This window comes from Haloferax sp. S2CR25 (assembly GCF_031624535.1).
Lineage (GTDB): Archaea > Halobacteriota > Halobacteria > Halobacteriales > Haloferacaceae > Haloferax > Haloferax massiliensis.
This window is the reverse complement of the sequence record NZ_JAMQOO010000010.1, coordinates 1-15,602: the sequence shown is the minus strand read 5'-3', so window position 1 is coordinate 15,602 and position 15,602 is coordinate 1. Positions and strand designations below refer to the sequence as shown.

At 58.5% G+C, this 15,602-nt stretch carries 20 protein-coding genes; 4 read left to right on the top strand and 16 right to left on the bottom strand.

The genetic code is table 11. The features are described 5' to 3' along the window. Nucleotides 1-89: 89 nt before the first annotated feature. Nucleotides 90-389, top strand: a complete 300-nt coding sequence (locus NDI65_RS18035) for a hypothetical protein (protein ID WP_310894036.1) — start codon at nucleotides 90-92, stop codon at nucleotides 387-389. Nucleotides 390-639: 250 nt separating this feature from the next. Here the strand turns inward: NDI65_RS18035 and NDI65_RS18030 are convergent, their stop codons facing one another. The 7 genes from NDI65_RS18030 to NDI65_RS18000 form a co-directional block, all read right to left on the bottom strand. Further along, nucleotides 640-1,044, bottom strand: a complete 405-nt coding sequence (locus tag NDI65_RS18030; RefSeq protein WP_310894035.1) for a helix-turn-helix domain-containing protein — start codon at nucleotides 1,042-1,044, stop codon at nucleotides 640-642. A gap of 293 nt (nucleotides 1,045-1,337) precedes the next feature. Next, nucleotides 1,338-1,757, bottom strand: coding sequence for a hypothetical protein (locus NDI65_RS18025; protein WP_310894034.1), 420 nt, complete (start codon nucleotides 1,755-1,757; stop codon nucleotides 1,338-1,340). A 189-nt stretch (nucleotides 1,758-1,946) separates the two neighbouring features. Beyond that, on the bottom strand, nucleotides 1,947-2,315 hold the full coding sequence (locus NDI65_RS18020) for an SHOCT domain-containing protein (RefSeq protein ID WP_310894033.1): 369 nt from the start codon (nucleotides 2,313-2,315) through the stop codon (nucleotides 1,947-1,949). A 2-nt stretch (nucleotides 2,316-2,317) separates the two neighbouring features. Next, nucleotides 2,318-2,722, bottom strand: a complete 405-nt coding sequence (locus NDI65_RS18015) for a DUF302 domain-containing protein (protein WP_310894032.1) — start codon at nucleotides 2,720-2,722, stop codon at nucleotides 2,318-2,320. 76 nt (nucleotides 2,723-2,798) lie between these two features. Then, complete coding sequence (locus NDI65_RS18010; protein WP_310894031.1) at nucleotides 2,799-3,074, bottom strand: hypothetical protein; 276 nt, start codon at nucleotides 3,072-3,074, stop codon at nucleotides 2,799-2,801. 4 nt (nucleotides 3,075-3,078) lie between these two features. Next, complete coding sequence (locus NDI65_RS18005) at nucleotides 3,079-3,366, bottom strand: hypothetical protein (protein ID WP_310894030.1); 288 nt, start codon at nucleotides 3,364-3,366, stop codon at nucleotides 3,079-3,081. A 2-nt stretch (nucleotides 3,367-3,368) separates the two neighbouring features. After that, nucleotides 3,369-3,719: a helix-turn-helix domain-containing protein gene (locus NDI65_RS18000; RefSeq protein WP_310894029.1), complete on the bottom strand. Its 351-nt coding sequence runs from the start codon at nucleotides 3,717-3,719 to the stop codon at nucleotides 3,369-3,371. Between the two features lie 116 nt (nucleotides 3,720-3,835). Here NDI65_RS18000 and NDI65_RS17995 point away from each other — a divergent pair, with 116 nt between their 5' ends. Both NDI65_RS17995 and NDI65_RS17990 read left to right on the top strand, forming a co-directional pair. Then, nucleotides 3,836-4,498: a plastocyanin/azurin family copper-binding protein gene (locus NDI65_RS17995; protein WP_310894028.1), complete on the top strand. Its 663-nt coding sequence runs from the start codon at nucleotides 3,836-3,838 to the stop codon at nucleotides 4,496-4,498. A gap of 69 nt (nucleotides 4,499-4,567) precedes the next feature. Further along, nucleotides 4,568-4,999 (top strand): hypothetical protein, encoded by a 432-nt coding sequence (locus NDI65_RS17990; RefSeq protein ID WP_310894027.1) that lies wholly within the window; start codon nucleotides 4,568-4,570, stop codon nucleotides 4,997-4,999. Here the strand turns inward: NDI65_RS17990 and NDI65_RS17985 are convergent. After that, complete coding sequence (locus NDI65_RS17985; protein WP_310894026.1) at nucleotides 4,992-5,525, bottom strand: hypothetical protein; 534 nt, start codon at nucleotides 5,523-5,525, stop codon at nucleotides 4,992-4,994. The genes NDI65_RS17990 and NDI65_RS17985 overlap by 8 nt on opposite strands. A 158-nt stretch (nucleotides 5,526-5,683) precedes the next feature. Between NDI65_RS17985 and NDI65_RS17980 the strand changes: the two genes are divergently transcribed. Next, nucleotides 5,684-6,424: a S16 family serine protease gene (locus NDI65_RS17980; RefSeq protein WP_310894025.1), complete on the top strand. Its 741-nt coding sequence runs from the start codon at nucleotides 5,684-5,686 to the stop codon at nucleotides 6,422-6,424. Between the two features lie 4 nt (nucleotides 6,425-6,428). Here NDI65_RS17980 and NDI65_RS17975 read toward each other — a convergent pair whose 3' ends face one another. The 8 genes from NDI65_RS17975 to NDI65_RS17940 all read right to left on the bottom strand — a co-directional run. Next, the gene (locus NDI65_RS17975; protein WP_310894024.1) at nucleotides 6,429-7,907 is read right to left on the bottom strand and encodes an AMP phosphorylase; all 1,479 of its coding nucleotides are present in this window, start codon (nucleotides 7,905-7,907) and stop codon (nucleotides 6,429-6,431) included. Between the two features lie 110 nt (nucleotides 7,908-8,017). Further along, complete coding sequence (locus tag NDI65_RS17970; protein WP_310894023.1) at nucleotides 8,018-8,992, bottom strand: sulfite exporter TauE/SafE family protein; 975 nt, start codon at nucleotides 8,990-8,992, stop codon at nucleotides 8,018-8,020. A gap of 230 nt (nucleotides 8,993-9,222) precedes the next feature. Continuing rightward, on the bottom strand, nucleotides 9,223-10,752 hold the full coding sequence (locus NDI65_RS17965; protein ID WP_310894022.1) for a YncE family protein: 1,530 nt from the start codon (nucleotides 10,750-10,752) through the stop codon (nucleotides 9,223-9,225). Between the two features lie 154 nt (nucleotides 10,753-10,906). Continuing rightward, on the bottom strand, nucleotides 10,907-11,341 hold the full coding sequence (locus tag NDI65_RS17960; protein WP_092893781.1) for a hypothetical protein: 435 nt from the start codon (nucleotides 11,339-11,341) through the stop codon (nucleotides 10,907-10,909). A 94-nt stretch (nucleotides 11,342-11,435) separates the two neighbouring features. Then, nucleotides 11,436-12,257 (bottom strand): IS5 family transposase, encoded by an 822-nt coding sequence (locus NDI65_RS17955; protein WP_092893782.1) that lies wholly within the window; start codon nucleotides 12,255-12,257, stop codon nucleotides 11,436-11,438. A gap of 93 nt (nucleotides 12,258-12,350) precedes the next feature. Further along, nucleotides 12,351-13,478 carry a succinylglutamate desuccinylase/aspartoacylase family protein gene (locus NDI65_RS17950; RefSeq protein ID WP_310894021.1) on the bottom strand — a complete coding sequence of 376 codons (1,128 nt, stop codon included), beginning with the start codon at nucleotides 13,476-13,478 and terminating at the stop codon, nucleotides 12,351-12,353. After that, entirely contained in the window at nucleotides 13,475-14,095 is a 621-nt protein-coding gene (locus tag NDI65_RS17945; protein ID WP_310894020.1) for an isoprenylcysteine carboxylmethyltransferase family protein, read from the bottom strand. Before NDI65_RS17945 ends, NDI65_RS17950 begins: the two co-directional genes overlap by 4 nt. Nucleotides 14,096-14,100: 5 nt before the next feature. After that, the coding region (locus NDI65_RS17940) for a heavy metal translocating P-type ATPase (protein WP_310894019.1) at nucleotides 14,101-15,602 on the bottom strand (1,502 nt) is incomplete at its 5' end.

Sequence of the window (15,602 nt, the reverse complement as noted above, 5' to 3'; positions counted from 1 at the left end):
GCAAGTGCGTGCTTTCAGCTACGTACCGAGCAGCCCACTTTCGATTCTGAACAACAACCGCATTGAATCATCCCGGCGTACATATAGACATGAGCACGACAACCACCGGTACTGTCGACCGCACTGAAACGCCTACCGAATCGATCCGTCTCTTGGACTCAAGAGCACTCGCGTCGGCAGCAGCCGTCGTTGCGGCCGTAGTGATGTTGTTGCTCGGGATTTTCGGTGCAATCGGCGTCTATGAGGGTGCCGTTGGGATGATGGAGCAGTGGCACCTGTTCTTCGAGCCGACGGTCGTCGGCACGATCGCTGGCATGATCGAAGCAGCCATCATCACGTTCGGTCTTACCTACGGAGTTGCGTGGCTGTACAACGCCTTCGCACGGTGAGGTCGACCGAGAGAACGGGCCGGCAACCGAGGCTGACAGGTGAACGAGTGACAGCAGTGCTGGGCTCGATAGTACGGAGAGATCACGTGCGACCGCATCCTCATGCCCACGGACGTCCCAGTGCTGACTGTCCGGGTGCGGGGAGTCGCATTATCCAAATGAGATGTAACCTCTAGCCGTACTCGACCCGCAGAACGAGGGCAAATCACCGTATCGGTCCTCCAGAACCAGACATCAACCGTTAGGAGAACTACCCTTCGACGGTAGCTGACTGCGAAACCGAGTTGTCGTATTTCTCGCGAAACTCGCCGATCAGCTGGCCCATCTCGGCGTACCAGTCGTTGAGTAATCGCTGCATATCGTCAGCAATCTTGTCGGGGTCAGTCGGCCGGTAGACGTGGTAATAGCCGCCCTGATCGTAGTTGATCTGTTCTTTCTGGACGAAGCCGGTCTGCATCAGCCGCTGAACCGACCGATACGCGGTTGAGCGTTCGCGATCGGTCTGCTCCGCGAGTTCGTCGACGGTGAGCGGGTCTTCACTTTGAGTGAGTAACCGGAATACGTTCTTGTCGAGTTCTTTGAGTCCGTGGAAACACTCCAGAAGTCCGTCACAGGTCAGATCCTGTCGTAGAAGTTCACTCATCGAATTGCCCATGAGAGGTGTATAGGTGATTCGGATAAAAAAGTATTTGCATGAACAAGCCAATATCACACAATTCTACGAAGTAGGCAACTGAGCAGGGAGATCGCTTGGGACCGCTGAGTCTACATGATCCTCTCGGTTACCGTAGCACCACTAGCGTTGGCCGGCCGAAAACGAATACGTGCCTTCGGGGGTGCCCCCGCTATACCGCAACCACCCAGCAATTCTCCACATCCGATGAGGAAAGGCATCCCTCGGTGAGTCTCTCCGATAGCAAGCCACGGCGCACTCAGCTCGCATCCACGTCACCGAACGACGAGTGCGCCTTCAAGCTCCATGTAGGGATGCCCGTATCCGCAGTCGGTGAGACAGCTGAGCGTGTAGTTCCCGCGCTGAGATGCGGAGAGTCCCGCAGTTGTCGGGGATGTCGCGTCGGCCGGGAGCGGAATCGGGCGGAGCATCATGCCACCCATCCCTCCTCCCATGTGGTTGCGCCCCGAGGGCATCACGGCGAGGCTATGGTTCGGATATCGTGCGTTCGCTTCCTCGAGAACGTCGTGTAAATCGCCGCTTGACGGTTGGGGGATGCGCTCTTCGTTTCGTTCTTCGAGGGCTTCGTGGTCCGGAATCGCCTCGCTGATCGCCGACGGGAGCGTATCCAGTGCATCCTCCGCACTGGTGTTGAACGCCACGAGCTTGATCGAGGTATCCGGGTCGAGCGTCACACGCTCTCGTTCAGTTCCGGATTCATCGAGTAACACGAACCCCCAGTGGTAAGCGCCGACGTAGAGCGTGACGTCGGCGTCTCCACCACTCCCCGGAAATGGAGTGGAGACACAGCCCGATAGTGCCGCTGCTGTGCTCCCCAGGGCAAGTAAGAACTCACGGCGGCGTGGTGGTCTCATCGTAGTGTGTCACTCATTGGACTGGAGTTTCGACCGTCGCGTTTCGAACTCCTCCTCGGAGAGGTCGCCCCGAGCGTACGCATGGCGGAGTTCTTCCAGCGCCGTATCGTGTGACTCGCGTTCGTCGAGCACCCGGCGAACGAGGAAGTACCCGCCGCCGAGGAGGACGAGCAGGAAGACAAGCTGGATGCCCAGTCCAACGAGTCCAAAGGCCCCACCACCGCTTCCGTATGGACCGCTCATCATCCCGCCGTATCCCATTCCTCCGAACCCCATTCCGAACCCGCCGAAGCCCATCATCAGCACAGGCCAGAGGACGAGGACGCCGAGGAGGACGAGGACGATGGTCGTGAGGTCACTATGGCTTTGATTTGCCATCGTCAGTTCACCCCCTCCTCTTCAACAGCGGACAGCACGTGTTCGAATCGCTCGTGAACCTCGCTGGCGACCGCGTCGAGTGCGGAATTGTCCGCGACGCCGACCAGCTGTTCAGGGTCGACGGCGCTCACCACGATATCGCCCTCGTCGGTCTCGTAGACGATTACGTTACAGGGAAGCAGCGCTCCCAGCTCGAGTTCCTTGCCGAGCGCCTGATGGGCTAACTGAGGGTTACAGGCACCGAGAATCCGGTAGTTCCGGAACTCCTCGCCGAGCTTTTCTTGTAGTGTGTTCTTGACGTCGATGTCGCACAGCACGCCGAACCCTTCGTCTTTGAGCGCGGTGATCGTCGACTCGACGACGACGTCGAACTCACTGTCAACTACCCGTTGCATTGTATAGGGCATACTGTACAATAATACATCGGACGGGTTATAGAGGTTGCGCAGCGACGCACGGTATCACGTAACGTGGGCCCTCTGACTATCGACGAAGCGAAATCAATAGAACGAGAAATCCGAGACCGATGGCGATAGACTCAATAATGTGGACAATCGCGAGGTCGAAGCCGGCAAACTGGAACAGGACCCCTTCGAGGAATACTCCCAGGGTGATAATCCCGAAGCCGATCGAGGCGTTTCGCATGTAGTGGGTCCGCGTCCGTCGGTATGCTTCCAGGCTGTAGTACGTGATCAGGAGACCAAGTGCAAGCACGAGCAATCGAACGCCGATCAGAACCGCCGTCGTTGTCTCGACCATCCGATTAGTCCTCCACTCCCTTAGTGTCGCGTCCGTATAGCGCGTACAGGACACTGAGCATACCGACAGCGACGATGATGGTCGCCACAGTACCCGAGTCGGAGAGTGTGAGTCCGACGATGTCGAACAGGAGACCCTCGATGACCGCACCGAAGCTGATGAAGACGAAGCCAATCGCGACGTAAAGCATCGGTCGGCTGTGGTTCCGACGGTAGCCCCGGTACGCCTGGTAGGCGATCAGGAATCCCAGAACCATTGTAACGAGCTTTGCGACGATGAGTCCGGGGTGCATAGTTATTTGTTCCTCATATTGTCCCAGATACGCGTAAAGCGGTCGGCGGCATCCTCACGGAGTTCGATGCGAACATCGAAGCCGGTTTCGAGGAGTTGGATGTCGACTCGGTCGAGTCGGGCTTCGTATTCGCTGTAGTGGTGGCCATCCGGGTCGACGTGCGTTCGTTCGAAGAGCAGGTCCTGCTCCAGCAGCGTGGTGACCCGGCGGGATACCGTCGAGATCGACATACTACACTCCTCACTGAGCGCCTTCGCAGACAGTCGTTCTCGGCGGGTCGCCTCGAGGATCGCGCGTGCATAGTCGTCATCAAGGATGGCGAAGACCTTCGAGTCGGGTCGCTCCTCGCTCACAGAGAGAATGTTGTGGGAGAGGTATATAAAGAAACGGCGATTTGCTGACCCAGCAAATCTGCTTACCGGTCTATATGCCCCGGTGGTGTAGGTTCATCCGTAAGGTGACCGATGCCATGACGAACGATTCACTGTTCACGCGGCGACGGATGCTCCAGTTGACCGGCGGTGCGGCGGTAATTGGACTCGCAGGGTGCACGGGTGCCCCGACGAACGACTCACAAGCGGACGCACCAGCGACCGATCAACCTACCGAGGAGGATCAGCACGACGAGAGCGAGGCTGAGGCAGAAGCCGACGGCCACGACGACGGGGAGGACGACCACGACGAGGCGGTCGGCGCTCCTGCCGACGCTATCGAGGTGGAGATGGTGTCCACCGACAGCGGCGAGCATTTCGAGCCCCACGTCGTGCGCGTCAACGCCGGCGGGACCGTGACCTGGCACAACGAGAGCGGTACGCACTCGACGACTGCGTATCACCCCGACAACGACCAGCCCCGGCTCGTCCCCGACGGCGCAGCCGCCTGGGACAGCGGCATCCTCACCGAAGAGGGAGCAACCTTCGAACACACCTTCGAGACCGAGGGCGTCTACCACTACTACTGCACGCCTCACGAGGTGCTGGGCATGATCGGAACCGTCATCGTTGGCGAGCCGGACCCCCACGAGCAGGTCGCACTGGAAGAGCCTCCCGCTGACAAGCCCGAGCGTGTCCGTGAGAAGCTCGCGGAACTCAACGAGATGGTTAGGACGGCACTTGACGACGACCACGAGTGACCGTACCGTTCGCAGGAACCCAGCCGCAGGTCACAACGAATTTTCTCCTTCGGATGGAGAGCGAACTGTATGGACGAGCGACGAACCGCGGATGCGCGCGATCGGCCCCTCGCTCTCTGGGTTCTGATGGCCGCGGTTGGCGTTCTTGGCATCTCCGGACTCGTCGGAGGAGGACAGTTCATCCTTGCACCGTCGGGAGATCTCATTGGTCTCTCACCCACGCTCCTGTTGGGATCACCGTTCGAGAGTTATCTCCTCCCTGGCGTCATCCTGTTCGTCGTGTTGGGAGTCTACCCACTGGTCGTATGCTATGGACTCTATCGAGGGATCCGGTGGGCGTGGTCGGCGACTATCCTCGTCGGGGGCGCGCTCGTTACGTGGGTACTCGTCGAAGGAGCGATCATCGGATTCGGGAAACGGTTGCAGTATCCCCATCTGGTACAGGGTATGGGAATCGTCGTGCTCGCGCTGACTCCCTCGGTTCGAGCGTATCTCAGGTGAGCAGATTGTAGCCGACGTGGGCCAGTGCGAGGGAAAGATACCCGACCACGAGCACCACCACGGTTCGCCGAGAGAGCGTCGGAAGTCCGATGTCGTCAGTTCCGTGAATCCGTTCGCCGAGTGCGTACGCGAACCGCCCGGCGAGCAGTGCGAACGGCAGATGAACGAACAGTATCGGGAGCATCACCGAGTCGAACCGGACGGCTTGCTCGAGGCGCGAGAGATACTCGAGTTTGAGGACCAATTCGAGGCCCGCAACGGTCAGTCCGGACGCCACGGTTGCGAGTAATCCCTCGGTCTTCGAGAGGAGCTGGCCATGCCAGTAACTCCAGACGTAGAAGACGAGTATCAGTGGGACGAGTCGGACGAACGCCTCCTCGACGAAGCCAACCAGGAACGTCCAAGCGGAAATCGTCGTGGTTCCAAGCAGTACGAGCTCGAGCAGGTAGGCGATCCAGACACCGATACCGGTCACGACGACGCTGAACGCCGAGATTCCGGTGAGCGACCGATATCGAGTAGTCATCGTTCACTGATGAGCGTAAATCCAGATAATCGTTGGGTGACCGCCATGGACGTGTCTGTTATCGAAGGGACGCACCCACCGAAGAGTCTTTATTACCGCATGGCTGGTATAGAGTGACACGGATCACGATCAGAACCTCACCGCACATTCGCCCCATCATGACTGCTGACGACTCCACCGCCACCGTGACCGCTCCCGAATCAAGTGGAGACATCGTCGACCGTCTCGAACAGCGGATTCTGTCGCGGCGGGCGTTTCTGGCCGGAGTCGGACTCGGTGGAGTCGGGGGCGCTGGCGCAGTTATCGGTCTGACACGGTCGAACGCGGGAACTCAGTCCCTGGCGACGCTCGCGGGCGGGGTGACGCTCCCTGCAGGAACGCGGTACTATCTTCCGGCAGTCGATTCGTCTGATACCGGACTCGTCGTCGCGGTCGACTTCGAGTTCACCGAAGGAAATGGTGAGTTGTTCGTCAATCTGAACGGGGTCGAGGTTCGCCACGATCTCCAGCTCGCGCTCCGGGAGGCGATGGAGACAGCGACACGACTCACCGGTAGCTCGCTCGCGAACACGGCCACTCACGTCACGTTTGAGACGCCCAATTCCGATATCCTCGCGCTTCGGGGGAAGAGCTGGGAAGCCGGACTCACGGTAGCGCTCGCCGCCGGTCTCCGCCAGCAACCACTCACGCGAGAGACGCTCATCACTGGGATCGTCGACGCCGAAGGTGCGTTGCTCCCCGTCGGCGGGATCAAGGAGAAAGCTCGTGCTGCACAGATGTTCGGGGCGAACAAACTGCTCGTTCCACCCGCTGACGCTGTCGACGTGGACGTTCAAGGGCTGCGCGTCATCGGGGTCCAATCGGTTGCAGACGCTGTCGATCGGATTTTCCGACTGTAGACGTTCACATCTGCTCTATCAACGCTTCATCGGGCGGGAGGATGCGAACGGGCTCCCTCTCGGCGGCGAACGATAGTGCCTGCTCCAGTTTCTCTTCCTTCTCGGCATAAATCGTGAATAGAGCGTCATCGCGTCTCAGTTCATCACTGACTCGACAGTGAAGAGAAACGCCCGCCTGGAGGTCTTTCGGAGCCCCTGCTCGTCGTGCGAGCTCGTTCATCTGTCGATTGTCGATGTGCGTAACAATCCCGCGTCGGTCAGCTGAGAGAATTGATTCGTAGGGACCAGGATCCAGATCGTCTGGCGAGATGTCCGGGTCACCATTCTGTACGGCGATAATTTCTCTGAACTTCGAGGCTGCTTTTCCCGTCTCGATGAGATCGGCGGCGGTCGTGTCGATTCCTGCCGCATCAAGGAGTACTTGCGCGAGGCGCTCACCCTTCACTCGGAGATCCCGGGGGCCAGCACCCTCCAGAACCGAGAGCACGTCACGTGCTTCGAGGACCGGCCCGATGCCGCGACCAATCGGCTGTTCTCCACGAGTGATCGCACACTCGATTTCCATCTCGAGAGTCTCTCCGACGCGACTGAAACCCTCGGCCATCTCGCGTGCTTCAGGGAGACTCTCGACTTTTGCACCTTCCCCGTACGGGATGTCGATAACGACGTGCGTTGCTCCGGCGCTCTTCTTTTTCGAGAGAACTGATGCGATGACCTGCCCCGGTGGGTCGAGTGAAAGCGGCGTCTCCGCTCGGATGATTTTATCATCAACGGGCGACAGATTCACCGCTCCGCCCCAGACCATGCACCCATTCGTCGCATCGACGATCGTTTTGATCTCCTCGACCGAGAACTCGACGTCACAAAAGACCTCCATGGTGTCCGCAGTACCTGCTGCAGAGGTCACCGCACGGGAGGACGTCTTCGGGATGGTGAGTCCCGCCGCGGCGACGATGGGAACCACGATCGGGGTGGTCCGGTTGCCAGCGACACCCCCGATCGAGTGTTTGTCGACGATGGGATTGCGTCCCCACTCGATGGTTTCACCGACGCTCACCATACAGGTCGTGAGACACATCATCTCTTCACGCGAGAGTCCGTTTGCGTAGACGCCAGAGACGAACGCGCTCAACTCGACATCGTTCAAGCGGTCCTGATTGATGTCGCGAACGATGGCACCGATCTCGTCCATCTCGAGTTCGACGTCATTGAGTTTCTTCGTGAGGTACGCCACGGAGTCAGGTTTCGGGGCGATCGTTACATCCACGTCGCCGGTGATGTGACCGAGTGGTCGCGTGACGCCAAGTGATCCTGGATCGACGAGTTCGTCCGTAATCTCCACGATGCCGGTCGTGACCTGGTCGCCGTATCGAATCCGAATCCGATCGAGAGGATGGACGCCCAGTTCGCTCGCATCGGTCGAATTGAACAATACTGTGGGTGTTCGCGTCCCGATATCGATCTCTTCTGCGGAGAGTTCCATACGCGCTATTTGACACCGGCCGTAATAGAACGACGCTCTCGCCGAAGGTCGGTTTGCGAACAATGGTCTGTGGAAAACGAGTACTCGTTCAGTGTACTGACAGGGAACGGTTACGCGGCTGAATCGCGGTGAACGTTCCGCCCTCCCCGATAGACGACGAGCGCAGCAACGACGAGTGCCGTCCCGAAGAGAAGCGTGATGCTGAGATCGTGGAGAAACTCGATTCCGTAAGTGTGGCTGATTGTCTTACTCGCCACCGCCACGCTATCGATGAGTAACATCACCGCGAAATAACTCATCAACGCGCTTTCGTCGACGATGTCCGTCAATCGTGACCCGATATAGGACCCGAAAAGGCTCCCTCCGAGTAAGGGAAGAACGACCGAGAAGTGAACTGCTCCCTGCTGGAGGTAGCGAACCGATCCGAACGCGCTCGACCCGGCGATCTGGAAGATATCCGTCCCGACCGCGAGAGCTTTGGAGATGCCTAGTCCGTACACGAGGCTCGGAACCATCAGAAACCCACCGCCGACCCCGAGAAACCCGGAGAGCGTCCCAATAGCGAGTCCGATGACGAGGATAAGCCACACAGATACGCTGACGTCCGATTGCAACTGGATCGAGGGAGGGAGGTGCCCGAAAGCGAACCGGTCGAAGATCGGTGAGGCGCTTGGTGTGCGAGAATCGGCGACCAGGTCTGCGCGTGCCCGGCGAAGGATCAACACGCCAACGAGAGCTAACAACAGGACGTACGTGATGCTGATGACGAAGTCCGCAAGCCCTCTTCTGACGAGCCAAAAGAGCACTCGTCTTCCGGCCTCGATACCAGCCGCCATCCCGAGGATGAGGAGGCCCCCGAGTGTGTAGTTAATATGGCCGACAGACCGGTGAGTTATCGCCGCAGCGATGGACGTTCCGAAAACGAACACGAGACCGGAGCCGACAGCGGCCTGGGCAGGATGTCCAAGCACGAGGAGCGCTGGGGTGACGAAAAAGCTCCCGCCCAGGCCGAAAAAGCCGAAGAGAATACCCACCAGAAATCCGAATCCGATGAAGAAGATCGGTTCGAGTTCAAAAACTGCCATTATTTCCGGTGAAAGTCATCCTATTCTGGTACTGACGCTCCCTGTCTGTGATCTGCGAGTGAATCTTGATCGAGGAACACAGTGTTTTCGTCGGCTCATCAATCACGGCAAGTTCGGGTACGGGATGAGCTTATAAAATACTGCGACGTTTTTTGCGTGAAGGGGTACCAACGACACCGACCGCAGTCGCGTAGTTCTTTTGCCGATCTGTGTTGAGTTGTATCGTACGTTTAGGCGTCCATCGTGAAGGCGATCTCGTGGGGTTCCTCACCAACGGGTATCCGACCGATCAGATCGAAGGTTCGGCTATCCACGATCAAGACCTCGCCCGATCGAACGGCGGTGACGTACACTGCCGACCCATCTGGCGTGATCGCCAAGTGATTCGCGTCCTCGCCCTCGGCGATGGTCGCAATCACTTTCCTCGCATCGGTATCGATGACGGTGACGTCGTTGCTGTTTCGATTCGCCGTCCAGACGTATTTGCCATCCGGAGAGATGTCGATTCCGTGTGTTCCCTCGCCGGCGGGAATCCGTTCGACTTCTTCCCAGCGACCGACCTTGATGACGGACACCGAGTCGTCGTTCACGTTAGCCGAATAGACGAACGCTCCATCAGGAGAGGCGACTGCTTCATTGGGGCCGGCACCGACAGGGACAGTCGTTAACAGCTCCATGGCTTCTGTATCGATAACGGCGATCTGGTTCAGATCGACGTTACTCACGTAGGCGTACTTCCCATCCGGACCAAAGTGGATGTGTCCGGCTCCCTCGGTTTCGATTCCCTTGACAACGTCGTAGGAATTTATATCGACCACGACGACATCCCCCCGCGTGTTAACACTGCCTCCCGAGACGTAGAGGTACTTTCCGGAAGGGTCGATATCGACGCCATGCGCATTCGACCCCACATCGATGGTCTCGATGACTTCGAAGTCGTTGGTCGAGATGACGTAGATATTTCCGCCCTCGTAGTCGCCGACGTAAATATACTTACCATCCGGGTGAGCGGCAATTCCGTGTGACGTCCGGTCGGCTACTGCAATGGTCTCGACCGCTGTCTGCGCGTCGTGGTCGATAACGGTTATCGTTCCACTATAGGAATTGCTGATGTACGAACGAATCGACGCCTTGACAGGCGCATTTTGGTTATCAAGGTTCTTCAGATCCCACGTGAATGAGACCATCCTGTCATCGATTCCTCGAATCGTTACCTCGATCGACTCGGCTTCATCAGTAAGGAGTGGTTGACCAGCGTTGGTCGTCTTCTTACCGCGGAAGTAGCCTTCTGGGTGGTGGTCGGATTCGCGCTCCCAGACCCACTCAAGCCTGTCGAGTTCCATGCCGCCACTTGTTCGAAGGCTCGCTCGTTCGCCCCAGTTGACGGGCCTCAGATCCCCGCTGTGGGTCTCCATCTCGACTTTGAAGACTAGGTAATCTTCGGTTTCCACACGGAGTGGGTGATCCCCACCAGCGTCGATCAGTGGGTTGATGAAATAGACGGAGAAACTCACGCCCCCACCTTCACCTACTCGGCGAAGATCATCTAAACTCAGATTAGTGGGTTGACCGACGTCCGGCCCCGACTGTGGATTTGTCCCGATGGGGTCCCCTGCACCGAGACAGCCGGCTAGCCCAGCAGCGGCGACGGTTCCTGTTGCAAGGAGCACACGTCGACGAGGATACGCTTTCGCGAAGATTGTGTCGTTTTCGACAGAGTTCTCGAAGTCGCTCGGCTCGACAGATGATTTCATCGTCATATCACTACACCTATGATTCACTGGTACGCTATGTGCTCGTATATAATACTGAGAGGCTCTGTTGAAATCCTATTCTTCAGACACAAAATGGGCTGAAACAGCTGATCGCTGAAGAATACGTATGTAGCACGACTGTTAGTGGCCTGCCCGGTATTCATGCGACCGGACGGGATTTTCTGGCAACGAATCGGTGTCCCCAACGGAGGATGACGCCGGCCCCAAACGCGATGACGCCAAGTAATAGCGCCAACGGAACCCACATCTCCCACGCTCCGACTCCACCGAACGATAGTGGAAGCGCTACGGGGGATGGCTGGTCGAGGTAGAGCCACCAATAGTACGTCAGTCTGGCGACCACCGGTGCCAGCATGAGGGTCATGCTGACTGCGAGCCCACTATTGTCATAGGCCCACCAGCTCGCCAGTCCGAACCCGATAATGACGAGTCCTGGTTCAACGATTGCACCCGCAGTAAGCGGCAAGAGCGAAATGACCAAAACGAGCGCGGACACTCCTGCCGCCACGAGAACCCCCTCTAACGACCGCTTCCGGTCGCTTCCGACCAGTGCGGTGCGGAGGTCAATTTCCATACACCCTCTCCGATTGTGAAGGGTAAATATCTTGTTCAGACCAGATGTACGGTAATGCCGACGACTTGCTGTATCCACTCTCTGTATTGGCCGTTCAGAGTGATCGGTCTACATTATGAATGAGACAGGCGATGGTGATCTCACGGAACTGTTTCCACCAGCGTCGTGAGCGGACGAACGCACCGTATTTTCGCTTGAGCGTTGAGTTGACAGTCTCGGATTGACTCCGCTGGCCGTAGAGATCAGTGTCTAAGCGTGCGTTCCATGCCTTGTGGAGCGATGTGAACTCACGATGCTTGATCAGTGGACGAACCTCGTGTTGCCGGGCAAGCCGTCTGATCTTCTGGTCGTCGTAGCCCTTGTCACCGAGCAGAATGCCAATATCTTCGGGGTTGCGCTTGATCAACGACGGCGCAATCTGGCTATCGTGTTTCCGCGTCGTCGTCACGTGTAGATCGAGGATTGCGTTCACTTTCGTATCGACCAGCAGCGTCACTTTGAGCTGTTGAATGGTGAGTTCTGCTCGTTTCGTGTAGTGTTTCGAGGCGTGACTGCGGTCAAACCCTGACGCATCAACTCCAACGACACCGCTCGTCGGAAGTAGTGTCGTTGAGAGGGTCAATATGACACGCCATACGGCCATATCAAGTCGGTTGAACGCCTTACAGAGCGTTGATGGCGTAGGAAGTTCGGCTAGTCCAAGAGCTCGGCGGATGCGTGGCATCTCGATTAATTCGTCAAGCAGACCACGGTAGGTCGTGTTCTTCCGAACTTTGAGACACAGCAGAACAACGTGCTGGGGAAGTGTGTAGCGGTGTTTGGAGAATTTCGAGGAGTATCGAGAGACCACTCGGCGTGCTAGATGGATCGCCTTCTCAGTAAACCGTAGAATCTGCGACTTCGGGAGGGCCTTCATCTCGTGGAATCATACGGCGAACATGTAACTCTCTGAGGATTTCAACAGAGCCTACTGAGACAATTTTCCAGCTCAGAAAATCGGATAGCGGTTTTACGTCGTGTTACGGGTTTCACCACCACGTTCGGAATCCGGTCTGTGTTCGTGCTCTGTGTACCATCGTGGCTCTGGCCACTGGAAGCCACCTTCTCGATAGACATCGAAGACACCACGTTCGATGTCGTCTCGAATGATTTCGGCGGTCGATTCATCGACACTCACGAAATGACACAGCGGGTGGCCTGGGTACGCGACCGCGTTCTCGAGGACGCCGACGATGAGGCCGGTCGATGGCGCGTGAATGACCTCGACGTCGTTCTTGAAGTGATCTGAAATCGTGAACAGCGGTTCTTCATCCTCGACGAGTGGGTGTGGGCCCCACTCCATCTCGACGAGACCCCCGGTTTCGGCGCGGAGCCACGTTTTCTCGCCGTCGCGAGCGACTACGCGCGTCCAGCCGGGCCAGGAAATCGGTTGGTTGGGAAGCACTTCGTGTTCGGCGAGGACGCTCGCGACACAGTGGAGCGCTCGGTCGAGGTGCGCGGTCTGGAATCGATGGGCGCGCCCCATCTCGACCGTGACCGTGGGAATACCGTCCTGACAGGCCACGCGTCGGAGTGTCCCTCGTGAACCCTCGCCGTCGAGGATGATGCTCGTGCCGAACGCGCGGGCGAGTCGTTCCACAGCCGGGTCGCGCATATCTGCGCGGACGTGGTACATCGTCGTGCGGTTGCGCGTCGACGTGTGGAAGTCGAGCCCCAGGTCACACTTCGAGATGAACTCCTCGTAAATCGTATTCGCGAGTCGTTTTGCTAGCGTACTTCGAGCACTGCCAGGGAACGAGCGGTTAAGGTCTTCGTCATAGATTGGGATGTACCGTTGCTGGGCCAGAAATCCTGGGACATTCAGTACGTGGAGGCAGACAAGCGTCCCGTGAAGATCGCTCGGTTCGTACTCGGCTGCGACCTCTTGGATGATCTTGACCCCGTTGAGTTCATCGCCGTGAACTGCGGCTGTCAAGCAGACTGTCGGTCCCGCTTGGTCACCATTGACGACAGTGACTGGCAGTTCAATCGCGTCGTCGTGAAACGTGGTCGCGACGGCATACCGGAACTGAGACTTCTCACCGGATGGAACCGTCCTACCCCCGACTTCGATCTGGTGTGGTGAATCACTGGTCATTGGTTCCCTCGCTTCGTTCGGTCGGTCTGTTCCTGCCGCGGTGGTTCGCGGTGCGTTCGGCCGAGGAACCGCGGCACCGATCTGAGATATTCCTCGTAGGCGTCGCCGTACTGCTCGCGGAGCCACGGCTCTTCGGCGTGTGGTGCGAGCAGGAACCACACGATTCCACCGATGGCGAGAATGACTGTTTGAATCGAACCTGCGAGGAGACCTCCGCTGGCGAGCATGGCGATGAACCCCACGTACTGTGGATTGCGAGAGAAGCGATACGGTCCCTCAGTTTGGAGGTGGCCTTCGAGACCACTGCTCTCCCAGAATCCGAGTGTCCACATCGCCCAGATGGACAGCGCTGTGCCTGCTACGAAAACAAGCACACTGACGAGTTGCACCACCACCGGTGGTTCGTACCAGTGCCACCAGTCGAGGTATGCAACGCCGACCAGACCCACGACGTATAGCGTCCACGCACTCCAACCGACCCAGAACGTCCAGTTTCGCGTCCCGTGCGGCCAGAACCGGAATGTCGGACTGACGATGGTGGCAAGGAGGCCACCCAGTAGGAGTCCCCCGGATAGGAGACCGACGTTGAACCACACCGGTGACGTATCGAATGGCATGGCGATCACGCACTCACGCTGGGCACGGAAATATCGGTGTTGCGGAGGCGACGGGCGTTAATCGCAACGATGATCGTCGACAACGACATGAACACCGCGGCGATCGCTGGCGACAGGAGGATTCCGATAGGCGCGAGAATCCCTGCCGCGAGCGGGAGGGCGAAGACGTTGTAGCCGGTCGCCCAGACAAGGTTCTCCTGCATCTTCCGGTAGCTCGCCTTCGAGAGCTTGATGAGCCGCACTACGTCCACCGGATTATTGTCGACGAGGATGATATCGCCCGACTCGATGGCGACGTCAGTCCCAGAACCGATGGCGATACCGACGTCGGCTCGTGTGAGCGCGGGCGCGTCGTTGACGCCGTCGCCGACCATCGCGACCAGTTTCCCCTCGGACTGGAGCTGTTCGACCTTCGTATCCTTCTCGTCGGGGAGTACCTCCGCGAAGTACTGGTCGATGCCAAGTTCCTCCGAGACAGCCCGTGCAACGTCTTCGGAGTCGCCGGTGAGCATTGCCACCTCAATATCCATCGCGTGTAGCGCCTCGATGGCCTGCCGGCTTTCCTCCCGAATAACGTCCGCTAACGCGAATGCTGCAACGACTTCGGATTCGTCGTGAACCAGGTAGATAACCGTCTCTGCGTTCGAGCCGGCTTCCTCCGCGAAGGCAGCGATGCCGTCCGATCGTTCGATACCGAATTTCTCAATCAGGTTTGGTCCACCGATATGAACCGTCTCACCGTCCACAGTGGCTCTGACGCCGAGACCGCGGAAGTTCTCGAAGTTCGAAACGCTCGCTCGCTGGACGCCCCGTTCCTCGGCGGCGTCCCGGATGGCGCGAGCGATCATGTGCTCAGAGTCACCCTCGACACCAGCGGCGACCTCGAACGCTCGCTCTTCACTCCAGTCACCTGCCGTTTCGACACCGACGACGCCCTGTTCGCCCTTCGTGAGTGTCCCGGTCTTGTCGAACATCACCGTGTCCAGATTACGGGATTCCTCCATGGCAATGCGGTCGCGGATGAGCATTCCGTTCTGGGCAGCGGTCGATGTGTTGATCGCGACCACGAGCGGGACGGCCAGGCCGAGCGCGTGTGGACACGCGATGACCAGGACCGTCACGACGCGCTCGAGGACGGTGATGTTGTACCCGGTGGCGACGACCCACGCGACGGCCGTAATCGCCGCGACGCCGAGTGCAATGTAGAACAGCCAGCCAGCTGCCTTGTCGGCGAGCAACTGGGTTCGAGATTTGGATTGCTGGGCCTCTTCGACGAGTCGCATGATGCCCGCAAGCGCCGTTTCGTCGCCAGTCTTCGTGATTTTGACGCGGAGACTCCCGTCCTGGTTGACCGTCCCGGCGACCACCTCTGATCCGGGCTCCTTCCCAACTGGTCTGGATTCGCCGGTAATCATCGACTCGTCAACGGACGACTCGCCCTCGACGACTTCGCCGTCGGCAGGCACGCTCGCGCCCGGGCGAACGAGCACGACATCGTCCTCGCCGA